Raw genomic sequence first — 20,572 nt, 5'->3', positions numbered from 1 at the left:
TTTTTCTTTGTGACTGAAAAAATTCAATTAGTGGGGCCAATCCAACAGCGTTTCAAAGGCATGATTGTAAAATGGCAAGCCCTCTAACTTCTCAGTATTTCGATCAGCCTATTGATATATAGCCTGGCAGGGGACAAGCGCGTTTTCAACCATGCCTTTCCCGTTCTAAGCCTTGCCACGATGCTTTGGTGAATAGCGCTCGATTTAATCCTTTCGATGATCAATAGGATTAAATCGTAAGCCTGTTTAAACCACCCGAATGTCATCAGTTTCTCTTTTGCTACCCGAAAGAGCCAAAAAGTGAACGCGGCAACCGGAATTTTACCCGCATACAGCGCCGTCCCGGCGACCACCTTGCCTGTGCCTATCAGCTTCAGCGCGAAAATACCCAGTAACTCCACCTGGATAAACAACGCCAAAAAGAGCACCAGCAGCACATGGCGATTGAGCCTGTCAATAAACGCCTCGGCTTTCTGCAGGATGGCAAGACCATGGATGAAGGTGTAGATCGGCTCGGCGATGTTTTCCCAAACCAGTTCTTCCAGAACGATATAAACGGTCACCAATACCCCTAAAACGATATCGGCGATTTTCGCGATGATTTTTTTCAACATAGTTCGATTCTCAAAGCGCTGATGGTCAGTGGACCATTGTATAGCAATCCAGTATTTTCGGCCCCTAAGTTCGGTGGTTTCGTGCTACCCCTTGGAGCGGATACCTATCATGTGACGACAAGCTATTATTAAGAGCATTCGTGTTAGACTCTGGCCTCGTAAGCCGTCCGTCAAAAATGCGCGCTACGCAATCGGATTTCCCGGCAGGTCGGTTTACCTTTGCTACAGCAATGGCGTCATTCGAACGCAAAAAGATAAGTACTTAACCGTTCATCAGTTTTTTGGGGAGAGCAATACGATGTTTAAAATAGCATACAGCCGGTCCCAGCTTTTTCTGGGCGTTTTTTCGGCCGCGCTGGCTTTCGATGCGGCGGCAACCGGGGTGGACAAAGCCTATCGCCATGCCGTCGAGGATGCGGCCTTCGCCGAGGAGAGCGAGATTTCAAACAACCTGATTCCGATCTCGAAAGACAATCCGAACCTCGTCTGGAACGAAGACAAAAGCAAGATATTGGTCGCGACCTGGAAGGCGCAAGGCGCTTACGAGCGGTTTTTGAAGCCCTACGATAAAACCTCGGACAATCCGGAATACGCGGTCTGGGTCACTACGGCACCGCAAGCCAAAAAGCTGTGTTCCGAATTTGCCGCGGCGAAACCTAAGATCGCCAAAGACGCGGTCGACCTGCGGCTGAAACAATATTTAGGCCTGGATTCACAATGGCAATACGACGTGTTCGTCGAAATGTGGGTAGACCCTGCCGACCTGTTCCGTCCCTGTGTCGATCCGCAAACCGACGACAAAACTTGCGGCCGCGATTTCGCCGGCGAGCCGCCCAAGGTGGAGAAAATCGCCGATTACCGCGCCTTTTATCGGGACCTGTATTTTAAAAGTTTCCGCAGCAGCGCCGGCGTGCCCTGGACCGGCCTGGGCTACACCTACGACTGGGGCAACAAAAAAAGCGAAGTCGGCGCCAGCGAGTTCATCATGAAACCCGAAAGCCACTATGAAATCAAAGCCGTGACACCGACGATGGAGTATTGCCGGACATAAGGCAGCTTACAACCCTGGCAAAAGATCGGGCAGATCGGCAACCGATGCAATGAGCCGGTCCGGCACGACCGGGCTGTTGTCCGCATAGGCTTGCCGGTATTTGCCGGTTTTGACCAGAATGCCGGTCAGGCCCGCGCCCTGGCCGCCGCCGATGTCGGAATCTATGTCGTCGCCGACAATCGCGACCTGCTCCGGCGGCAAGCCCAGTTCGGTCAGGGCGGCCTTAAAAAAATCCGGCGACGGCTTGCCGATAATCGTGGCCTGTTTCTGGCTGGCGTATTCCAGGGCGCTGACGAAGGCGCCGACGTCCATTTGCAGGCCGTGTTCGGTCTGCCAGAAGCGGTTTTTGTGGATCGCGATCAGCTCGGCGCCGTTGATCAGCAGGTTGAAAACCCGATTGAGCAGCGCGTAGGACCAGGCCTCGCCGATATCGCCGATGATGACGAAATCGGCCTTGCTGTCCGACTGCCTGAAATGCCGAAAATCCTGTTTGACGTCATCGGCCAGCAGCAAATGGCAGACCGGATCGTCGAATTGTTGCAGGTGGATCAGGGCGGCGCGGGTCGCGCTGACAATTTCGCCTTCGGCGATGCCAAAACCGAGACCGGTCAGTTTTTGATGCAGCGAAGGGCGCGATAAGGTGCTGGTGTTGGTGATGAATCGGCAGCGGTAGCCGCGTCGTTTTATCTGATCGACGGCCTCGATGGCACCTTCAAGCACCGTTGAGCCGACATACAGGACGCCGTCGAGATCGAACAGAATGCCGCGTATTGAAGATAAAGCTGCCATCCAAGATCCGTTAGGGTGCGGGGAAGAAGGGGGACGCGCTGCAGAATCGGCGCCTACCGTGCCCAAAAAAGTTGTGTCGATACATAGACTCCGTCCCTGCCGCAATTATCCTGCCGTCTCCCTGCGCCACCAGTCGATTACAAAAGCCTTGCCTCAGACGGCGGCTGTTCGCCCCAATCGACCGCGACTTTCGGCCCGGCAACGCGGCAAAACCGTCAGGCGCCCGCAGGGCACGTATTTTCGAACACTCAGAGAAGTTGTTTCATGTTATTCTTGCGTTCCTATGGATTACTGATTTATTGCTGATTTTTAATGCTCAATTTCAAAAATATCGCCCTGCGCCGGGGCGCGAGACTGCTGTTCGACGAGGCGTCTTTTACGATTCATCAGGGCGAAAAGGTCGGTATTACCGGCGCGAACGGGGCCGGCAAGTCGAGTTTTTTCGCGCTGATCCGGGATGAACTGCATCTCGACGCCGGCGATTTTTCGATGCCGCCGAATCTCGAAATCGCGCATGTCGCGCAGGAAACCCCGGCCGCCGAATGCAGCGCGATCGACTATGTGATGGACGGCGACCGCGAGCTGCGCCGCCTGCAAGGCGAACTGCAAACGGCCGAAGCGGCCCATGACGGCCTGAAACAGGCCGAACTGCATGCCGCGCTCGACGTGATCGGCGGCTATGAGGCGCAGGCGCGCGCATCGCGGCTGATGAGCGGTCTCGGCTTCAAACCCGCGCAGGAACAGGCCCAGGTCGGCTCCTTTTCAGGCGGCTGGCGGATGCGGCTGAATCTCGCGCAGGCCTTGATGTGCCGTTCCGACGTGCTGCTGCTCGACGAACCGACCAACCATTTGGATCTGGATGCGGTGATCTGGCTGCAGGACTGGCTGTGCCGGTACCCCGGCACCCTGCTGCTGATCTCGCACGACCGCGATTTTCTCGATGCGATCACCGATCACATCGTGCATCTCGAACAGGGCAAGGTCAACATCTATACCGGCAACTATTCCGCATTCGAAAGGATGCGCGCCGAGAAGCTCGCGCAGCAACAGGCCGCCTTCCAGAAGCAGCAGCGCGAAATCGCGCACATTCAAAGCTTCATCACCCGCTTCAAGGCGCAGGCGACCAAGGCACGGCAGGCGCAGAGCCGGATCAAGGCCCTGGAGCGGATGGAATTGATCGCGCAGGCGCATGTCGACTCGCCCTTCCATTTCAGTTTCCCGGAGCCCGGCCGGATGTCGAGCCCGCTGTTGACGCTGGATAAGGCGGACATCGGCTACGGCGACAAGATAGTGATCCGAAAAGCCGGCCTGTCGCTGTCGCCGGGCGACCGGGTCGGGCTTTTGGGGCCGAACGGCGCGGGCAAGTCGAGCCTGATCAAGGTATTGGCCGGCGCGATGCGACCTTTGTCCGGCGACAGACAGGAGTCGATGCACCTGAAGATCGGTTATTTCGCCCAGCATCAGCTCGAACAACTGCGCATGGACGAATCGCCGCTCTGGCATTTCCAGAGACTAGACCCGCAGGCGACCGAAAAAGACCTCAGGAATTTCCTCGGCGGCTTCGATTTTCAGGGCGACAAGGTGATGGAGCCGGTGCGGCCGTTTTCGGGCGGCGAGAAAGCGCGGCTGGTGCTCTCTCTGTTGGTTTACCAGAACCCGAACCTGCTCTTGCTCGACGAGCCGACCAACCATCTGGACCTCGAAATGCGCGAGGCCCTGATCATGGCGCTGCAGGATTACCAGGGCGCCCTGGTCACCGTATCGCACGACCGGCATATGCTGCGCTCGGTCACCGACCGGTTGCTCCTGGTCGCGGACGGCAAGGTCGAGCCCTTCGACGGCGATCTGGACGATTACAGAAACTGGCTCGGCGAGCAGAAAAAAGGCGACGTGAAAGACACGGCGGCCGAGGCCGCGTCCGGCATCAACCGCAAGGACCAACGCAAGCTCGATGCCGAACGCCGGCAGCGCAACAAACCGTTGATGGATGCGCTGAAGAAAGCCGAACAGGCGGTCGAAAAATTCCATCAGGAACAGCGGCAACTGGAACAGCAACTGGCCGATCCCGGCATTTATCAGGACTCGGAAAAAAACCGGCTGAAAGAGGTGATGGCCAGAAAGGTTGAGGTGGACAAGGCGCTCGAAGACGCCGAGGCGCTCTGGCTGGAGGCGGAGGAAAAACTCGCGGCGGCCCAGCAGGACTGATCTCGGCACACGGGCGGCGCATGCAAACACGATAACACTAAGAATCCAGGCAGGCCACCCCATGTACGAATTGATCGTTCTGCTCTTCTCGATTTGCCGCTTGAAAAAAGGCCCGGAGGATTTGCCTTATTCGCTGACCTTGCTCAAAATAACCGCCGCCGCCTTCGCAGGCGTCCGGATTTTGATGCGTTACAGCGGCGGCCATCTGCTCCGCGCGCTCCTGGAGACCGGCACCGAAATCGTTTATATCGGGCTGTTCAGCGCCGCGATGCTGCATGCGAGCCGGCATCTGAACCGCTTTTATCAGGTCGCGAGCGCATTTTTCGGGGCCTATGCATTGATCGGCTTTCTGGCGTTACCGGCCGTCTTGATGTTGCTGGCCGGGCAGCCCGGAGGCCTCGCGGCGATCATCTTGATCGGCATCACCGCCTGGTTTTGCGCGGTTACCGCGCACATCGTCTATCATGCGCTGGCGCCGAATATTTGGCTCAGCCTGGGCTGGGCGCTGGCTTTTTTGGTCGGTTTTGTACTGCTGGCCATATTCTTCGGACATGAAAACGGCATCGGTTAGGAGGAAGGGTGAAAACATACAAACATATCTTATTGGCGGTGGATTTTTTCGACCAACAGGCGATCGTGATCGAGCGCGCGCAGGAACTGGCGGCGCGCTACGGCGCCAAGCTCAGCCTGATTCATGTGGTCGATAATTTGCCGATAGGCGATCCGGCGAATGACGTGCTGGTGCCTTTCGAAATGGATTTGTCGCAGGAGTTTATCGCGCTCGGCCGGAAAAAACTGGCCGAACTGGCGGCGAAATTGGGCGTTCCGGAAGCGCAAACCTGGCTCGAAACCGGCAGCCCGAAGCAGGAAATCGTACGTATCGCCGAAGAAAACGCGGTCGATCTGATCGTGGTCGGCTCGCACGGACGCCATGGCTTGGCGCTGTTGCTGGGCTCGACCGCCAACGGCGTGCTGCATCATGCCCGTTGCGACGTGCTGGCGGTGCGCTTGCAGAATCCATAAAATAAGTAGAATAAATCAGGCCTCCGCCACGCGGCAGCAATCCGACGGCGGCAGTCTTTCACATTAAGGTAGGGGAAAATGATAGGAAAAATTGCAAGTTTCGATCCCGAAGCCGGGACCGGCCTAATCGACAGCGAAGGACAGACTTATCCGTTTGCGTTAGAGGATTGGACCGATGAGGTGCCACCCGATCAAGACGACGACATCCGCTTCGAACTGGAAAACGGCAAGGCCGTGCGCGTGGCCCTGGTCGGCACTTATACCGAAGAGCCGAAGGCCGTCAAATACAAATATCTGGCCGGCGCACTCTCCTTGTTTTTCGGCTGGGCGGGGCTCGGGCGGATTTATCTGGGCTATTACAAGATCGGCTTCTTTCAAATCATCCTGACCGCCTTTCTGTTGCGCGCGGGCTTCATGGTGTTCGTGCCGCAATGGGGCTTTGTCGAAGCGGTACTGCTGTTCGCTAGCAAGTTCGACCGGGATGCGAAGGGCCGCCCTTTGAAATAGCGGCGGTGCTCGCCCTCAGGATTTAATCAAACATCACTATCCGGAGTTCCACCCGTATGAATATCCGATCCATTGGATCCGGCCTGCTGGCGCTAGGCTTTTGCGCTGCGGTTTTCGCGGCCGATCTTGACCGCGCCGAAGTCGAAAAACGCCTCGCCGCGGCCGACAAAGCGCATCCGGCCGATCTGCGCCGCAAGGATTTGACCGACCTGGACCTCTCCGGTCTGGATTTTCGGCAGGCGGACCTCTGGGGAGCCGACCTGCGCCGAGCGAATTTCAGCCGCAGCAATCTATCGGGCCTGAATCTGGACTTGTCCGTGATGACCAAGATCAACCTGTCCGGGGCCGACCTGTCCAACACCAGCATTTTCGGCGTCTCGATCATGGGCGCCGACCTGAGTCATGCCAATCTTGCCGGCAGCCGGATCATCGCGAATCTGGACAATGCCGATCTGAGCCATGCCAATCTGGCGCATGCGAAGTGGGGCGCGGACATGAAGAACCAGCCGATGGGACTGATGCGGGTCAGCCTGAATCATGTCAACCTTTCAGGCGCCGACCTCAGCCATGCCGACCTGAGCCGCGGACTGATGCGGCATGCGAACCTCCGCGGCAGCCGGCTGAACAACGCGGTGCTGTCCAGCGTCGATTTATCCGGCGCGGATTTGACCGACGCCGATTTGAGCGGCGCCGATCTGTCCGGCAGCCACCTCGAAGACGCCGACTTGACCGGCGCCAATCTGGCGGGAACCCGCCTGACCGGCATCGGCAACAAATCCACGATCAAGGGGCTGGACGCGGCGAAAAACCTGCAATCGGCGATTTTTGATTAACACCGAAGGCACAACCCGCCGCAAACAATTGATTCACTGCAGAAACTCTGCCGACCACACGCCGCCTTATCAAGGCGCAAAACCGATTTGATGACTGGACACCCGATGAGCAACCCATTATTGGCCAATACCGAACTGCCGCTGTTCTCCCAAATTCAACCCGAGCATGTCGAACCCGCGATCGACCAGTTACTGGCCGAGGCGCGCGCGACCGTCGAAAACTGCCTGAACGCGACAAGCGATTACACCTGGAAAAACCTGATCGAGCCGATCGAAAACGCCGAAGACCGGCTCAGTAAGGCCTGGTCCCCGATCAGCCACATGAATTCGGTGGTCAACAGCGACGCGCTCCGCGAAGCCTATAACGCCTGCCTGCCGAAACTGAGCGCCTATGCGACCGAGATGGGGCAGAACGAGGCCTTGTTCAAAGCCTACAAGGCGATCGAAAGCAGCGCCGAATACGCCAGCCTCGACATCGCCCAGCAAAAGATCATCCAGAACGCCCTGCGCGATTTCCATTTGTCCGGCATCGATCTCGACGCCGAGAAAAAGCAGCGCTACAAGGAAATCAGCCAGGAATTGTCGAAGCTTGCGAGCACCTACGAAGAAAACGTGCTCGATGCGACCAACGGCTGGTCGAAACTGATCACGAACGAACTCGACCTGACCGGCCTGCCCGCTTCGGCCCTGGCGCAGGCCCGGCAGACCGCCGAACAAAACGGCCAGCAAGGCTGGATGATCACGCTGCAATTTCCGTCCTATCACGCGGTGATGACCTATGCGGACAACCGCGAACTGCGCCGCGAACATTACGAAGCCTACGCGACCCGCGCCTCCAATCAGGGCCCGCAGGCCGGCCGCTGGGACAACAGCGAAATCATGGAAAAGATCCTCGCGCTGCGCCACGAAAAGGCGCGCCTTTTAGGTTTCGCCAATTTTGCCGAACTGTCGCTGGCGACCAAGATGGCCGAGAAACCCGACGACGTGATCGGTTTTCTCGAAGACCTGGCCGACAAATCCTGGCGGCAGGCGCGCCGCGATCTGGCCGAGCTGCGCGAATTCGCAAAGGCCCATTACGGCATCGGCGACCTGCAAAGCTGGGACATCGGCTATTACTCCGAAAAAATGCGCCAGCATTTCTACCAACTGTCGCAGGAAGAGGTCAAGGCGTATTTCCCGATCACCAAGGTCCTGCCCGGCCTGTTCGCGGTCGTCGAAAAATTGTACGGACTGCGGATTGCCGAGACGGATGCTGTCGACATTTGGCATCCCGATGTGCGTTTTTTCGAAATCACCGACCCAAACGGCGACCTGCGCGGCAAATTCTACATCGACCTGTACGCGCGGGCGAAAAAACGCGGCGGCGCCTGGATGGACGACTGCGTCGGCCGCAAGAAAATCGACGGCGCCGTGCAAATCCCGGTCGCCTATCTGACCTGCAATTTCACCCCGCCGACCGGCAACGAGCCTGCGCTGCTGACGCACGACGAAGTCACGACGCTGTTTCACGAGTTCGGCCACGGCCTGCAGCACATGCTGACCCGGGTCGATCACCTCGGCGTGTCCGGCATCAACGGCGTCGAATGGGACGCGGTCGAATTGCCGAGCCAGTTCATGGAAAACTGGTGCTGGGAGAAGGACGCGCTGGCCTTGATGTCCGGCCATTACCAAAGCGGCGAGCCCTTGCCCGACGACTTATTGAACAAGATGCTGGCGGCGAAAAATTTCCAGGCCGGCATGCTGATGGTGCGCCAGCTCGAATTCAGCCTGTTCGACTTCCGCATCCATCGCGACTACGATCCTGACAAGGGCGGACGCATCTATGAAACCTTGAATCAGGTCAGGGAGCAGGTCGCTGTCGTCCAGCCGCCGGCCTTCAACCGTTTCGCGCACGGCTTCTCGCACATCTTCGCGGGCGGCTATGCGGCCGGCTATTACAGCTACAAATGGGCCGAAGTGCTGTCCAGCGACGCGTTTTCGTTGTTCGAGGAAAAAGGCATCTTCGACCCGGAAACCGGCCATGCGTTTTTGACCCAGATTCTCGAAAAAGGCGGCAGCGAGGACGCGATGGACCTATTCGTCAAATTCCGCGGCCGCAAGCCGACGATCGACGCCTTGCTCCGGCATAACGGCATCGCGGCATGAAATACAAAGACCTCCGCGACTTCATCGCACAACTCGAAAAGGAAGGCGAACTCAAACGCGTCAAAGTCCCTGTCGATCCCTATCTCGAGATGACCGAAATCTGCGACCGCACCTTGAAACAAGGCGGCCCGGCGCTGTTGTTCGAAAACCCGGTCGGCTCGAACATTCCGGTGCTCGGCAATCTGTTCGGCACCGCGCACCGGGTCGCGATGGGCATGGGCGCCGACTCGGTCGGTGAATTGCGCGGCATCGGCGAACTGTTGGCCTATCTGAAGGAACCCGAACCGCCGAAAGGCATGAAGGACGCGCTCGAAAAGTTTCCGGTATTCAAGCAGGTCCTGAACATGGCCCCGAAACTGGTCAAGGATCCACCCTGCCAGCAAGAAGTGATCGAAGGCGGCGACATCGATTTAAGTCACTATCCGATCCAGACCTGCTGGCCGGAAGACGCCGGCCCCTTGATCACCTGGCCCTTGGTGATCACCAAGGGGCCGTTCAAGGAACGGCAGAATCTCGGCATCTACCGCCAGCAGGTGATAGCCAAGAACAAAGTAATCATGCGCTGGCTGGCCCATCGCGGCGGCGCGCTCGACTTCCGGGAATGGCAGAAAGCCCGCCCGGGCGAGCCGTATCCGGTCGCGGTCGCGCTCGGGGCCGATCCTGCGACGATCCTCGGCGCGGTCACGCCGGTGCCCGATTCGCTCTCCGAATATGCGTTCGCGGGGCTGCTGCGCGGCAGCAAGACCGAGGTCGCCAGCTGCCTGAGCAACGATTGGCTGCAGGTCCCGGCCAGCGCCGAGATCGTGCTCGAAGGCTTCATCTATCCGGGCGAAACCGCGCCGGAAGGCCCGTTCGGCGATCACACCGGCTATTACAACGAAGTCGACGAATTCCCGGTGTTCACGATCGAGAAGATCACCCAGCGCCACAACCCGATCTATCACAGCACCTATACCGGCCGCCCGCCCGACGAACCGGCGATCCTCGGCGTCGCGCTGAACGAGGTGTTCGTGCCGATCCTGCAAAAACAGTTCCCGGAAATCGTCGATTTCTACCTGCCGCCGGAAGGCTGCTCGTACCGGATGGCCGTGATCAGCCTGAAGAAGCAGTACGCCGGCCACGCGAAAAGGGTCATGTTCGGCACCTGGTCTTTCCTGCGCCAGTTCATGTACACCAAGTTCGTGATCGTGGTCGACGACGATGTCGACGTGCGCAACTGGCAGGACGTGATCTGGGCGATCACGACCCGGATGGACCCGGCACGCGATCTGACGATCCTCGAAAACACCCCGATCGACTATCTCGACTTCGCCTCGCCGGTATCCGGTCTCGGCTCGAAAGTCGGCTTCGACGCGACCAACAAATGGCCCGGCGAAACCAACAGGGAATGGGGCCGGACGATTGCGATGACCGAAGCCGTCGTCAAGAAGGTCGATGCGATGTGGGACAGTTTGTTTTAATTAGGCGACGGGCGCTTGCTCGGCCGCCACCACGAACGCATCGCAGTAAATGTCGGCCAGCTTTGCGCCTTTCAGGTAAGCCTGTTTTTGGGCCGTCTTGACCATGTCCGGGTGACCGCACAGAAACACGCGCCAACTGGACAAATCGGGGTGCGCGGCCAGGGCCGCCTCATTGGCCCGCCCTTGGATAATGCCTTCCGGCGCATCGCCGCTAGAAACACAAGGCGTGTAGGAAAAATTGGGATGCCGTTCGGCGAGTGCGCGCATTTGATCGACATGGTAGAGGTCTTCATGCTCGCGGCTGCCGTGAAAAAGACCGATCGGTCCCGAGTGCCCGTGCGCCAACGCATCGGCCAGAATGCCCGCCAGCGGCGCCAGGCCGGTGCCGGTGCCGATCATCAGAATCCCCTGGTCCTTGCGGTCGGGAAGATAAAAGCATTGGCCCTGCGGTTCCGAAACCGGGATCGAATCGCCAACCTTCAGTTCCTCATGCACCCAGGTGCTGAAACGTCCGCCCGGCAGACGGCGGATATGGAATTCGAGGGCACCGGAAGCATGCGGAATGTTCGCGATCGAATAGCTGCGCGTCAGGCCGTCGCTGCGTTGCAGATTGACGAATTGGCCGGCCCGGTAGCGGTCCGCGTCACGAATTTCGATGATCAGCAGTTGGGTGTTTCGATTCAAGGGCTCGTTGGCGACGACCCTGCCATCGGCAAAACTTGCCGCCTCTTTGGACAATTTCAGCGTCATCGGCTGCTCGGGATGACATTGGCAGGCCAAAAAATGCCCGCTGCTTTTCAGGGTGTCTTTCAGCCCCCCCTGCGCTTTTACCGGCGGTCTGGCGTCGAGACTTTGCACCACACAGCTCTGGCAGACGCCCGCCTTGCAGCCGTAAGGGATATTGATGTTTTCGCGCAAGAGCGCGTCGAGCACTGTTTCGCCCGGACGGCAGGTGACGCGGTTGTTTTTGATCGTTAGGTCAAACATAGTAACCTCCTTGCAAAATCAAGCCGTGATCCGCTCGGCAAATCACGGCTTGCCATCGCATTTATAAGCCCAGAACATCCGACCGCGCGCTCAGCGCAATCGCGGCGGCTTCGGCAATCAAGTCTTCAGGCACGTTCAACTCATGCAGCGTGGCGCCCAGATGCTCCATCACCGCATCGAAATGCGAACCGTTCATACCCATCTTGACCAGGCGCGCGTGCGCGCTGCGCATGTCCTTGCCGGTGTAGTTGTTCGGACCGCCGAAAGCATAGGTAAAGAACGCTTTTTGCTTGGCGACCTGGGCGTCCATGTCGGTCGAATCGAAAAAACGGTTGATCCGGTAATCGCTCAGTACCTTACGGTAAAAAAGATCCACCGCAGCATTGACCGCCGCCTCGCCGCCGATTCTTTCGTAGAGTGAATTGCTCATTGTTGATGCCTCATGATATTGGAAATTAAACCTCTCTCGTGCGGTCTGTGTTCGAGACTATCGAATGAAACCGCGAGATAATTTTAACTCGATATTACACTTTTGCAATATTTTTATTGCAAAAGCAATAAAAATATTGCAACCTAGACGAAACAGACATCATTCGGCCTCTTTCGAAGAAGAGTTTCCTAGTCGCAGGACCTAGGATTTGCTATGATGGGCATTAATGAAGATTTAATAAATAGGCTTTATATGGCTGAAGGCATTAGCTCAAGGCAACAACAAATTCTTGATCTGTTATTGAATTTCAAGGCAGGCCTCTGCATCGACGAAATTGCCGGAAAACTGGAGATTTCGCGCAACGCGGTGCAGCAGCACATCGACAAGCTCGAACGCGACGGTTATGTCAAAATGGGCATGTTGAATAAGACGGCGGGGCGCCCGGTACGCGTATTTGTGCTGACCGAAGCCGGCATCAACAGCTTTCCGAAACAATACGCCTGGTTTGCCGAGCTGATTCTGGCCAATTTGAAGCAGGAGATGGGCGCCGAGGCGTTCCAGCGCTATTTACATCAATTGGCGACTTCGCTGGCGCAAGGCTTGCTGCCCCAACTTGCGGGCAAGCAAAATGAAGAGCGGCACGCCGAACTGGTCCGCATCATGAACGAACTCGGCTTTCAGGCCAGACTGACTGCGGCGGACGGGGGCCAGCCGTCGATCGAAGCGTTCAACTGCGTCTACCACGATCTGACGCAAAAATTTGAGGAGGTCTGCGAATTCGACAGAGCCCTGATGACGACCCTGTTGAACCAGGACATCGATCACGTCGAGTGCATGGCCAAGGGCGGATGCGTGTGCAAATTTCGGATCAAGCCTTAGCCGCAAAGCGTTTCCTCTCTCCCCGCCGCGTCAACGCCTCGCCAAAAACATCGCATCGCCATAGCTGAAAAAGCGGTAAGACTGCTCGATCGCATGCCGATACGCCGTCATGATCCGCTCGTAACCTGCAAAGGCCGACACCAGCATCAGCAGAGTCGATTCGGGCAGATGGAAATTGGTCAGCATCGCATCGACGGTGTTGAATCGGTAACCGGGCGTGATAAACAGATTGGTGTCGCCGCAGCCCGTTTGCAACTGGCCGCTTCGGCTGGCCGATTCGAGCGCCCTGACCGCGGTCGTGCCGATCGCGATGACCCGGCCGCCGCGCTCGCGGACTTCCTGCACCGCCGCCACCGTTTCGGAAGAAACCGAGAAAAATTCGTGGTGCATCACATGCTCGGCCAGATTTTCGACCCGCACCGGCTGGAAGGTGCCGCTGCCGACATGCAACGTCACGAAAGCGGTTGCCGCGCCTTTATCCGCGATTTTCGCCAGCGTCTCCAGATCGAAATGCAGGCCCGCGGTCGGCGCGGCCACCGCGCCCGGCTCTTTCGCGAACACCGTCTGATAACGGCTTAAATCTTCGCTCTCGTCGGAGCGGGCAATATAAGGCGGCAACGGCACATGGCCGATGCGATCGAGCAGTTCGGGCAGCGCCGAATCAAATTCGAGTTCGAATAAATCGCCCGCCCGGCCCGACACCCGGCATGACTGCGCCTGATCCAGTTCAATCCGCGCCCCGGGTTTTGGCGATTTGCTGGCGCGGACATGCGCGATCGCATGGTGCGCATCCTGAATGCGTTCGATCAGAATTTCTACCTTGCCGCCCGTCGCTTTCTTGCCGAACAGGCGGGCGGGAATCACGCGGGTGTCGTTGAATACCAGCAAGTCTTTCGCATCGATCAACTCGATAAAATCGGTAAACATCCGGTCCTGAATCTGCCAGTCGGGCGCCTGCATGCACAACAGCCGGCTCGCCTGCCGTTCGGGCAGGGGGTGCTGGGCAATCAGGTTGTCGGGGAGGAGGTAAAAGAAATCGCTTTTCTTCATGAACGCCAGGTCATTTATGGGGGTGATGACCTATTGTAAAAAAAATGCTTGCCAATTTGTAATTTATTTCCGTATAATAGCAACTTCTTTGCCGGGGTGGCGGAACTGGTAGACGCGCCGGATTCAAAATCCGGTGATGGTGACATCGTGTCGGTTCGATTCCGACCCTCGGTACCAGATTATGGTTCAGAGCCGTGCAAAGAACTCCAAAAACCCGCAAGTCTTCTGGCTTCGCGGGTTTTTTTATGCCCAACGAAGTACAACGGAATACAGTAACATTCGACAAAAACAGCAGTAACATTTACAGTAGTTTTCGCCCCCACCCCAAAAGTTACTGCAAATCGAGGTTACTGCATGGCGAAAGAATTACTGAAACCTGTAACAGTCAGCAACGCCAAACCCGGCGACAAAGATAAGCGACTGAATGACGGCAACGGTCTGTATGTACTCATCAAGACCACTGGCGCGAAATGGTGGCGACTTGACTACACCATCAACGGCACGCGAAAAACTTTATCACTCGGAGTTTTCCCTGCAACAAGTTTGGCCGATGCTCGACGCAAAGCCGAAGAAGCCCGCGCTAAGGTTGCCAATGGTGTGGACCCCAGCGACACTCGCAAAGAAATCAAAGCAGCCAAACAGATCGAGGCGGAAAATCAAAAACGAATCGATGCTGGCTTACCAGCCATTAATAGCTTTGAGCATGTGGCTCGTGAGTGGTTAGCATCTCTTTTACACACGGTTACCGACAAAACCCACCAAAAGAAAGTCAGACGTTTTGAACTTCATGTCTTCCCGTCGATTGGTCAAATGGGAATAGCCGTGATCAAGTCGCCCAATATTTACAGCCTGCTCAAACCACTCATTGCAAAAGGGGAATTGGAGACAGCTCACCGACTGCATAGCGAGATAGGCGCAGCTTTCGCTTATGCAATAGCTCATGGATTCACTGATTACGACCCGGCGCAAGCGGTTGCCGCACAGATTCCACCCCAAAAGGTAAAACACCGAGCTGCATTGACTGAACAGAAAGAGGTAGGTCAAATGCTCAGGGACATATACAGCTATGAAGGAACTTTTGTTGTGCAATGCGCCTTGAGAATATCGCCGCTCTTATTTCAACGTCCCGGCGAAATCCGACAAATGGAATGGAAGGATGTTGACCTAGTAGAACGTGAGTGGAGGCCATTTGTTACTAAGACCAACGTTCTACACATTGTCCCTCTATCGGCACAAGCAATCACCATTTTGGAAGCAATAAAGCCGCTAACCGGATCGGGACGTTATGTTTTTCCCTCAATCCGGGGCGATGGGCGGCCAATGTCAGACGGTACCATCAGAACTGCGCTAAGAACCCTAGGATATGACAAAGATTCGATGTCAGCGCATGGATTCAGAACAACCGCATCAACCCTTCTGAACGAACAAGGTTGGAGCCCTGACGCGATTGAACGGCAATTGTGCCACATGCCTAAGGATCAGGTTAGAGCCGCCTACAACCGGGCGCAATACCTAGATGAGCGGCGGCGCATGATGCAGGCTTGGGCTGATTATCTTGACGGCTTGAAGAATGGAGCCCAAATAATCCCGATCAAGAAAATCGGATAAAACATACTGAAATTGACCAATGACTAAAGTAGAAATTGATACAAGCTGGTTTGATTTAAAGAACTATGAAGCGTTAAAAACGATGTCAACTGACGGATGGGCAAAAGCCCTCAGTATTCGTCATCAAATCTACTTCAGCAGTATTGAAAGCGATAGCCCTTGTCAACCGGGCAGACCTCCTCGCACTTTCTTATTAAAAAAAGTAGAAGCATTAAAGAAAGGCGTCGTAATATCTAATGAAAACGCAGATGCTGGTTTGAATTACAAAGTAAATTCCATATTAAATGGTGACCCATTTTCAACGTTTTCTGTAAACAGCCTTTCTTCTTATGAACTGGCTCAATTAGCGACAAATCCCAATCTTTCACAAGTGTGGGAGGCTTGCAATCACATGTATGAGCTTGATGCAAACCGCTATGACGATAAATTAAGTCTAATTCCAGATCGCAATTTAACAGAAATTGCCTGGACTCCGCATGATGTTAATCTTAGACAACAATCGAATAGCCCCCACCCCCTAGCTTATGTGGCGGTCAATCTAGATTCAACAAACGAGCAAATTATAAAAGACTTTGATCACTGGCTTACACACTACCGAAAACAAGTTGATTTAATTAGTCGAAAAAATTTAATATCACAGAAAGATTTTAATCATTGGATTGATTATCGTATTATCCCATACCTTGATTTAACGCTTATAGCGAAAATAGAAGGAAGAAAGCTCACTCAACACAAGTTGGCCCAAATGATATTTCCTGATGAATATAATGTTGATATTGTTGGACGCTTAAGGCAAGTTACCAAACCAGAAGCCGAAAGAGTAATGAAAAACCATATTCATAAAGCACTATCAGCACAGAGTGTCTTTGAAAAAATAGTTGGGATGAAAAAAGCTTAAAATCATCCCGCTATCAAAAAATTCTTAATTCACACTAAGACGAAATAGCCTAAATTCTATCTCTTCAAACTGCGAAAAATATGCTTAGAATGAGGAGCCTTATCAATCAATAAGGAGCTAAGCATGGCTATAAAATCCGCAACACTACCAGAAACCGGATTCTTGCGAATCTGGCACATTGTAGGCAACAAAAAAACCAACACACCAGCTCTAATTCCCATAAGCCGCACTACGTTCTTAAACGGTGTAAAGACTGGAAAGTATCCAAAACCCATTAAACTTGGAGCAAGAACTACGGCTTGGCGCGTAGAAGATATTAAAGCCTTGATTATCGAAATGGGCGGCCAAAAATGAGTATAGATTCAACTACCAATACCAAAAATAAACAAGTTAGAATCGAAAACACTGGAGAACAAGATAAAGCAGGAGGAAAATTATTTTCACTAGTACCGGCATCAGAAATGACCAATAAACCCACTTCAATTGAATGGATATTGGAAAATTTCATAGAACAAGGTAGTTTAAATTTGTTATTTGGAGAGCCCGGTGCGGGAAAATCGTTATTCGCCTTAGATTGGGCCTTTTGTATTACTGCGGGGCTTAATTGGTACGACAACAGGACAAAGCAGACCGATGTTGTAATTATTGCTGGAGAAGGCTTTTCAGGAATTCAACGAAGACTAAAGGCATTGGAACAGAAATATACGACTAAGTCTTCTTACAGATTGTTTATTAGCCAACAACCTGCGCAATTCCTCAATGGAAAAAATGCAGAATTAGTTGCTGAGGAAATCAAAAAAAAGTGTTCTTCCCCTGGTCTTGTCATAATTGATACTTTGCACAGAAATATGGATGGAGACGAGAACAGTTCTAAAGACATCGGAAAGTTTATCAACCATCTTGATACATTTTTAAAACCATTGGGCGCAGCAGTTTTAATTATTCATCATAGCGGACATGGCAATAAAGAGAGAAGTCGAGGGAGCAGCTCAATCAGAGCAGCAATGGATGCAGAATTTTCGGCAACTAATAAAAATGATCTAATTACTTTAGAATGCCATAAAGCTAAAGACTTTGAACCATTAGATAAGTTAGAGTTTAAGCTAAACCCTATTGAATTGAGTTGGATCGATGATGAAGAAGATGACGACGAGCCTATGACCAGTGTTTACCTAGAATTTCAAGGAAAGGCTACAAATTCAAGCAAAAAGGTGAAGTTAACCATTCAAGATGAAAAAATTAAAGCACTGTTGATTGAAATTAGTAAAGCGCATGGGGTAGAGGCAACAGATGAAATTCAAGAACGATTCAAAGAATCTGGTTCTTTGATAGTAAAAGGCCAAAGAATCGTTTCTATTGAGGAATGGCGAGAAAATACGTATAAAACTTTTGAATCAGATGGCAAATCTACAGCTGCTGCAAGAATGGCTTTCACCAGATCCTACAAGAAGTTCTTGGATGTAGGCCTCATAGCTGAATGTGAGGGCTATGTTTGGCTAATTAAAAAATCATGGAGCCCCATGCCAAAAAAACCGAACGGAAACGAACAAAAGTGAACAAATGTTCGGGTTTAGGCGAACGAACATGAACACACTTCTTTAGAAGTGTTCATGACGTTCGTAACCTGTTCACTGGTAAGCGCATTACAACAAGTCTGCATTATTTAGTTTTAACGAGCCAGCTATCGTTTGGCTACAGAACCTAAATGACAGTTGAATTGTTGTTAGGCGCTTACACACTCGTTACACCTTCTTTAAAAGACTCAAAGGATGGTTTGCCCTAATAACATCCTAAAAAAAAACAAGACATCGCCACCCTAAAACTATGATATTTTTACGATATATCTACAATCTTGGCTAGCAAAAAGCGGCTGTTTTTACTTTTTTTTGCCATTGAAGGCTATTTCATGGCATTATTCCCATTTTCCTACCATTTAACATCTGTTTTTTAAGCATTGATGATACGTTTAGAGTGATAGTTAATTTCGCTTAAATGATATGTCGAGAAAGGCACTTCTGTGAGGTAGCTTGCATACGTAAACTCGCATAACGCCATAGTTAAATATACTTTTTTAAAAAAAGATTTGATATAGAAAATAAATATTATCTTCCCTATAACAAATATATTTTGGTAAAAAATAAAAATAAACTTATATTTACAACTCAAACAACTTGACCCACCTCCTTATTCATAACACCCATATGTTTAAATAAGGATGCTTATATTAATTTAGTATTTAAATATATGACAAAAACAAAAGAACAAACAGTGCAGCAATATGCAAAGATTTCTGAAATTCCATTGAAGCAAGTTTTAGAGGATTTAAATAAGGCTGGATTTTCCTGTGCAGCTCATGATGAACTTAATCAACAAATGCGGAAACATCTTTCAAAGCTATTCCGTCAACGACTCAGACCAGAACAACGGGCAATGACAGTAAGCGCATTAAAGGAGAGGGAAAAAGAGGCACTAGAAAGGAAGAAATCTGAAACTATAGCCAGGGAAAAAGAGGCACTAGAAAGGGAGAAAGAGGCATTAGAATATGCTGAAGCCAAAACAATTGAAGCACAGGAGGAATTAATAAAAATAGGACAATTGATAGATTTATGTTTTGACTTGCTCCCAGAAACAGTACGAGCTTCTTTAAAAGGGACAACAGACAATCAAACAATGTCTCAAAATTATATTCAACATAGCTCTAAGCATCTAATACAATGGTTTGTTGCTGCAAAAAATATTACTAATTATGTAAAGTTTAACGCAATTACTTCCAATGCCAAACAAAAAGAACTTTATAGTCTGCACAACAACCTATCTGAAATAAAATTTAGCAAAAAAACCGACATTCCAGAATGGATAATAAAAGATTATCATATAAACATATATAGGGCAACTACAAACATAGGAAACTTGATTGATCAAAGAAAAAAGGAAAAAAGTTATACCGCAGCTTTAATAGAAATAATTTATTTTTTAATTAATTTTGATTTATTGCAAAATCTCTATTGTGATTTATTTCGCGACATCTATTATGAGGATAATGAAATCAATGATTTAGATTTTAATAAGAAATTAGATTTTGAGGTTTTTTATTTTATAGGCGATCTATTGATCGACATGGGAGCAATAGATCATGCTTTGATGCTATATACTATTGATGAAAGAGTCTTTATTAATTCTAACAGACTTAGTTTATTAGCCAGCAACGCAATCAAACAAGGCAATTTAGAAAGCGGGCTCAAGTTAATTACAAAATTAATTGAAAAAGAACCTTATCACCCTTCCATTCCTATTATACAGGCCGATATTAAACGTCTTGAGCAAAGAGAAAAACTGAAATTTATTTTTTCCCTTGATTTTTCTAAGATCGATGAATTATCCGGCACAGAATTTGAAAATCTGCTTATGGATAAATTTTCCTTAATGGGCTTTCAAGTAAAATCTACGCCTAAAACAGGTGATTTTGGCGCTGATTTGATTGTAGAAAATACCGAAGGAACCAAGGTAATAGTTCAATGTAAGAGATTTAAGTCAAAAGTTAATCTTAAAGCCGTTCAAGAAACTATAGGAGCAATCGGCTACTATGCTGGTGACATGGGCATAGTAATTACAAACAATTCTTTTTTGAATAGCGCAATTAAATTAGCTGAATCACATGATATTGAGCTATGGAATGGTGATTGCCTAGTAAGCTTTCTAGCCGGTGATTTATCATTTTCAAAAATATTTAATATCTAACATTTACACAAAAAAGCCTTCCCCCATACTACCCTAAACACATTATCACTTACTGTTAAGCGCTTACTATTTATTTTCTAAATTAAACCCCGCACAAAGAAAATGGTATATTTAACTGTAGCGCCTTGTAAGTTTACGCACACTTACAACCTTTTAGAAGTACCTTTCTATCTAAGCAACGACTAACCTATAAAGGCTTAACTGATATTGGTCTAGTCACAAAAGTAAACCAATCATAGTTTTTTTGGTTTTAGATGTTGGGGCCGGGTAACATCGATTTTTTGTGTCAATTAGCAACCGCAACCATTGCGGATGAAAAAGCAGGAAGGATGAAATTTTTGCGATTACAGCCAGA

The 20,572-nt window shown here is 51.6% G+C and carries 19 protein-coding genes and 1 tRNA gene; 15 read left to right on the top strand and 5 right to left on the bottom strand.

Going from position 1 to position 20,572, the window contains the following annotated elements:
• Window positions 1-83: 83 nt before the first annotated feature.
• Window positions 84-614, bottom strand: coding sequence for a hypothetical protein (locus ACEPPP_RS11475; protein WP_374086806.1), 531 nt, complete (start codon window positions 612-614; stop codon window positions 84-86).
• Window positions 615-912: 298 nt separating this feature from the next.
• Here ACEPPP_RS11475 and ACEPPP_RS11470 point away from each other — a divergent pair, with 298 nt between their 5' ends.
• Window positions 913-1,665, top strand: a complete 753-nt coding sequence (locus ACEPPP_RS11470) for a hypothetical protein (protein WP_374086804.1) — start codon at window positions 913-915, stop codon at window positions 1,663-1,665.
• 6 nt (window positions 1,666-1,671) lie between these two features.
• On the opposite strand, the gene ACEPPP_RS11465 is transcribed toward ACEPPP_RS11470, so the two are convergent.
• Entirely contained in the window at window positions 1,672-2,454 is a 783-nt protein-coding gene (locus tag ACEPPP_RS11465; protein WP_374086802.1) for a TIGR01458 family HAD-type hydrolase, read from the bottom strand.
• Window positions 2,455-2,766: 312 nt separating this feature from the next.
• Between ACEPPP_RS11465 and ACEPPP_RS11460 the strand changes: the two genes are divergently transcribed.
• The 7 genes from ACEPPP_RS11460 (at window position 2,767) to ubiD (ending at window position 10,627) form a co-directional block, all read left to right on the top strand.
• The gene (locus ACEPPP_RS11460; protein WP_374086800.1) at window positions 2,767-4,659 is read left to right on the top strand and encodes an ATP-binding cassette domain-containing protein; all 1,893 of its coding nucleotides are present in this window, start codon (window positions 2,767-2,769) and stop codon (window positions 4,657-4,659) included.
• A 61-nt stretch (window positions 4,660-4,720) separates the two neighbouring features.
• A complete protein-coding gene (locus tag ACEPPP_RS11455; protein WP_374086798.1) occupies window positions 4,721-5,230 on the top strand; it encodes a hypothetical protein in 510 nt (169 codons plus the stop codon).
• A gap of 8 nt (window positions 5,231-5,238) precedes the next feature.
• Entirely contained in the window at window positions 5,239-5,682 is a 444-nt protein-coding gene (locus ACEPPP_RS11450; RefSeq protein WP_374086793.1) for a universal stress protein, read from the top strand.
• Window positions 5,683-5,760: 78 nt separating this feature from the next.
• Window positions 5,761-6,189, top strand: a complete 429-nt coding sequence (locus tag ACEPPP_RS11445; protein ID WP_374086791.1) for an NINE protein — start codon at window positions 5,761-5,763, stop codon at window positions 6,187-6,189.
• A 56-nt stretch (window positions 6,190-6,245) separates the two neighbouring features.
• On the top strand, window positions 6,246-7,022 hold the full coding sequence (locus ACEPPP_RS11440) for a pentapeptide repeat-containing protein (RefSeq protein WP_374086789.1): 777 nt from the start codon (window positions 6,246-6,248) through the stop codon (window positions 7,020-7,022).
• Between the two features lie 105 nt (window positions 7,023-7,127).
• Complete coding sequence (gene prlC / locus ACEPPP_RS11435; protein WP_374086787.1) at window positions 7,128-9,167, top strand: oligopeptidase A; 2,040 nt, start codon at window positions 7,128-7,130, stop codon at window positions 9,165-9,167.
• Window positions 9,164-10,627, top strand: coding sequence for a 4-hydroxy-3-polyprenylbenzoate decarboxylase (ubiD, locus tag ACEPPP_RS11430; RefSeq protein ID WP_374086785.1), 1,464 nt, complete (start codon window positions 9,164-9,166; stop codon window positions 10,625-10,627). Before prlC ends, ubiD begins: the two co-directional genes overlap by 4 nt.
• Here the strand turns inward: ubiD and ACEPPP_RS11425 are convergent, their stop codons facing one another.
• Both ACEPPP_RS11425 and ACEPPP_RS11420 read right to left on the bottom strand, forming a co-directional pair.
• Entirely contained in the window at window positions 10,628-11,614 is a 987-nt protein-coding gene (locus tag ACEPPP_RS11425; protein WP_374086783.1) for a 2Fe-2S iron-sulfur cluster-binding protein, read from the bottom strand.
• A gap of 61 nt (window positions 11,615-11,675) precedes the next feature.
• The gene (locus tag ACEPPP_RS11420) at window positions 11,676-12,044 is read right to left on the bottom strand and encodes a group 1 truncated hemoglobin (protein ID WP_374086781.1); all 369 of its coding nucleotides are present in this window, start codon (window positions 12,042-12,044) and stop codon (window positions 11,676-11,678) included.
• A 252-nt stretch (window positions 12,045-12,296) separates the two neighbouring features.
• On the opposite strand from ACEPPP_RS11420, the gene ACEPPP_RS11415 reads away from it, so the two are divergent.
• Window positions 12,297-12,923 carry a helix-turn-helix transcriptional regulator gene (locus ACEPPP_RS11415; protein WP_374086779.1) on the top strand — a complete coding sequence of 209 codons (627 nt, stop codon included), beginning with the start codon at window positions 12,297-12,299 and terminating at the stop codon, window positions 12,921-12,923.
• Between the two features lie 30 nt (window positions 12,924-12,953).
• Here ACEPPP_RS11415 and queA read toward each other — a convergent pair whose 3' ends face one another.
• Window positions 12,954-13,973: a tRNA preQ1(34) S-adenosylmethionine ribosyltransferase-isomerase QueA gene (gene queA, locus ACEPPP_RS11410; RefSeq protein WP_374086777.1), complete on the bottom strand. Its 1,020-nt coding sequence runs from the start codon at window positions 13,971-13,973 to the stop codon at window positions 12,954-12,956.
• 90 nt (window positions 13,974-14,063) lie between these two features.
• Here queA and ACEPPP_RS11405 point away from each other — a divergent pair.
• The 6 genes from ACEPPP_RS11405 to ACEPPP_RS11380 all read left to right on the top strand — a co-directional run bounded on the left by ACEPPP_RS11405 (window position 14,064) and on the right by ACEPPP_RS11380 (window position 20,217).
• A tRNA-Leu gene (locus tag ACEPPP_RS11405) sits at window positions 14,064-14,150 on the top strand.
• A 177-nt stretch (window positions 14,151-14,327) separates the two neighbouring features.
• On the top strand, window positions 14,328-15,581 hold the full coding sequence (locus ACEPPP_RS11400) for a tyrosine-type recombinase/integrase (protein ID WP_374086776.1): 1,254 nt from the start codon (window positions 14,328-14,330) through the stop codon (window positions 15,579-15,581).
• Between the two features lie 19 nt (window positions 15,582-15,600).
• Window positions 15,601-16,479 (top strand): DUF6387 family protein, encoded by an 879-nt coding sequence (locus tag ACEPPP_RS11395; protein WP_374086774.1) that lies wholly within the window; start codon window positions 15,601-15,603, stop codon window positions 16,477-16,479.
• A 123-nt stretch (window positions 16,480-16,602) separates the two neighbouring features.
• Entirely contained in the window at window positions 16,603-16,833 is a 231-nt protein-coding gene (locus ACEPPP_RS11390; RefSeq protein ID WP_374086773.1) for a helix-turn-helix transcriptional regulator, read from the top strand.
• Complete coding sequence (locus ACEPPP_RS11385; protein WP_374086771.1) at window positions 16,830-18,035, top strand: AAA family ATPase; 1,206 nt, start codon at window positions 16,830-16,832, stop codon at window positions 18,033-18,035. The genes ACEPPP_RS11390 and ACEPPP_RS11385 overlap by 4 nt, the downstream gene beginning before the upstream one ends.
• A gap of 688 nt (window positions 18,036-18,723) precedes the next feature.
• On the top strand, window positions 18,724-20,217 hold the full coding sequence (locus tag ACEPPP_RS11380; RefSeq protein ID WP_374086769.1) for a restriction endonuclease: 1,494 nt from the start codon (window positions 18,724-18,726) through the stop codon (window positions 20,215-20,217).
• The last annotated feature ends 355 nt before the right edge of the window (window positions 20,218-20,572 follow it).

Origin of the sequence: Methylomicrobium lacus, assembly GCF_041897535.1 — a bacterium.
Lineage (GTDB): Bacteria > Pseudomonadota > Gammaproteobacteria > Methylococcales > Methylomonadaceae > Methylomicrobium > Methylomicrobium lacus_A.
Note: the sequence above shows the minus strand (reverse complement) of the source record. Positions and strands in the feature narration are given on the sequence as shown.

Bases quoted from the DNA above. Each gene is read 5' to 3' on its own strand.
- ACEPPP_RS11475 (WP_374086806.1), bottom strand. From the start codon at position 614: ATGTTGAAAAAAATCATCGCGAAAATCGCCGATATCGTTTTAGGGGTA.
- ACEPPP_RS11470 (WP_374086804.1), top strand. From the start codon at position 913: ATGTTTAAAATAGCATACAGCCGGTCCCAGCTTTTTCTGGGCGTTTTT.
- ACEPPP_RS11465 (WP_374086802.1), bottom strand. From the start codon at position 2,454: ATGGCAGCTTTATCTTCAATACGCGGCATTCTGTTCGATCTCGACGGC.
- ACEPPP_RS11460 (WP_374086800.1), top strand. From the start codon at position 2,767: ATGCTCAATTTCAAAAATATCGCCCTGCGCCGGGGCGCGAGACTGCTG.
- ACEPPP_RS11455 (WP_374086798.1), top strand. From the start codon at position 4,721: ATGTACGAATTGATCGTTCTGCTCTTCTCGATTTGCCGCTTGAAAAAA.
- ACEPPP_RS11445 (WP_374086791.1), top strand. From the start codon at position 5,761: ATGATAGGAAAAATTGCAAGTTTCGATCCCGAAGCCGGGACCGGCCTA.
- ACEPPP_RS11440 (WP_374086789.1), top strand. From the start codon at position 6,246: ATGAATATCCGATCCATTGGATCCGGCCTGCTGGCGCTAGGCTTTTGC.
- prlC (WP_374086787.1), top strand. From the start codon at position 7,128: ATGAGCAACCCATTATTGGCCAATACCGAACTGCCGCTGTTCTCCCAA.
- ubiD (WP_374086785.1), top strand. From the start codon at position 9,164: ATGAAATACAAAGACCTCCGCGACTTCATCGCACAACTCGAAAAGGAA.
- ACEPPP_RS11425 (WP_374086783.1), bottom strand. From the start codon at position 11,614: ATGTTTGACCTAACGATCAAAAACAACCGCGTCACCTGCCGTCCGGGC.
- ACEPPP_RS11420 (WP_374086781.1), bottom strand. From the start codon at position 12,044: ATGAGCAATTCACTCTACGAAAGAATCGGCGGCGAGGCGGCGGTCAAT.
- ACEPPP_RS11415 (WP_374086779.1), top strand. From the start codon at position 12,297: ATGGCTGAAGGCATTAGCTCAAGGCAACAACAAATTCTTGATCTGTTA.
- queA (WP_374086777.1), bottom strand. From the start codon at position 13,973: ATGAAGAAAAGCGATTTCTTTTACCTCCTCCCCGACAACCTGATTGCC.
- ACEPPP_RS11400 (WP_374086776.1), top strand. From the start codon at position 14,328: ATGGCGAAAGAATTACTGAAACCTGTAACAGTCAGCAACGCCAAACCC.
- ACEPPP_RS11395 (WP_374086774.1), top strand. From the start codon at position 15,601: ATGACTAAAGTAGAAATTGATACAAGCTGGTTTGATTTAAAGAACTAT.
- ACEPPP_RS11390 (WP_374086773.1), top strand. From the start codon at position 16,603: ATGGCTATAAAATCCGCAACACTACCAGAAACCGGATTCTTGCGAATC.
- ACEPPP_RS11385 (WP_374086771.1), top strand. From the start codon at position 16,830: ATGAGTATAGATTCAACTACCAATACCAAAAATAAACAAGTTAGAATC.
- ACEPPP_RS11380 (WP_374086769.1), top strand. From the start codon at position 18,724: ATGACAAAAACAAAAGAACAAACAGTGCAGCAATATGCAAAGATTTCT.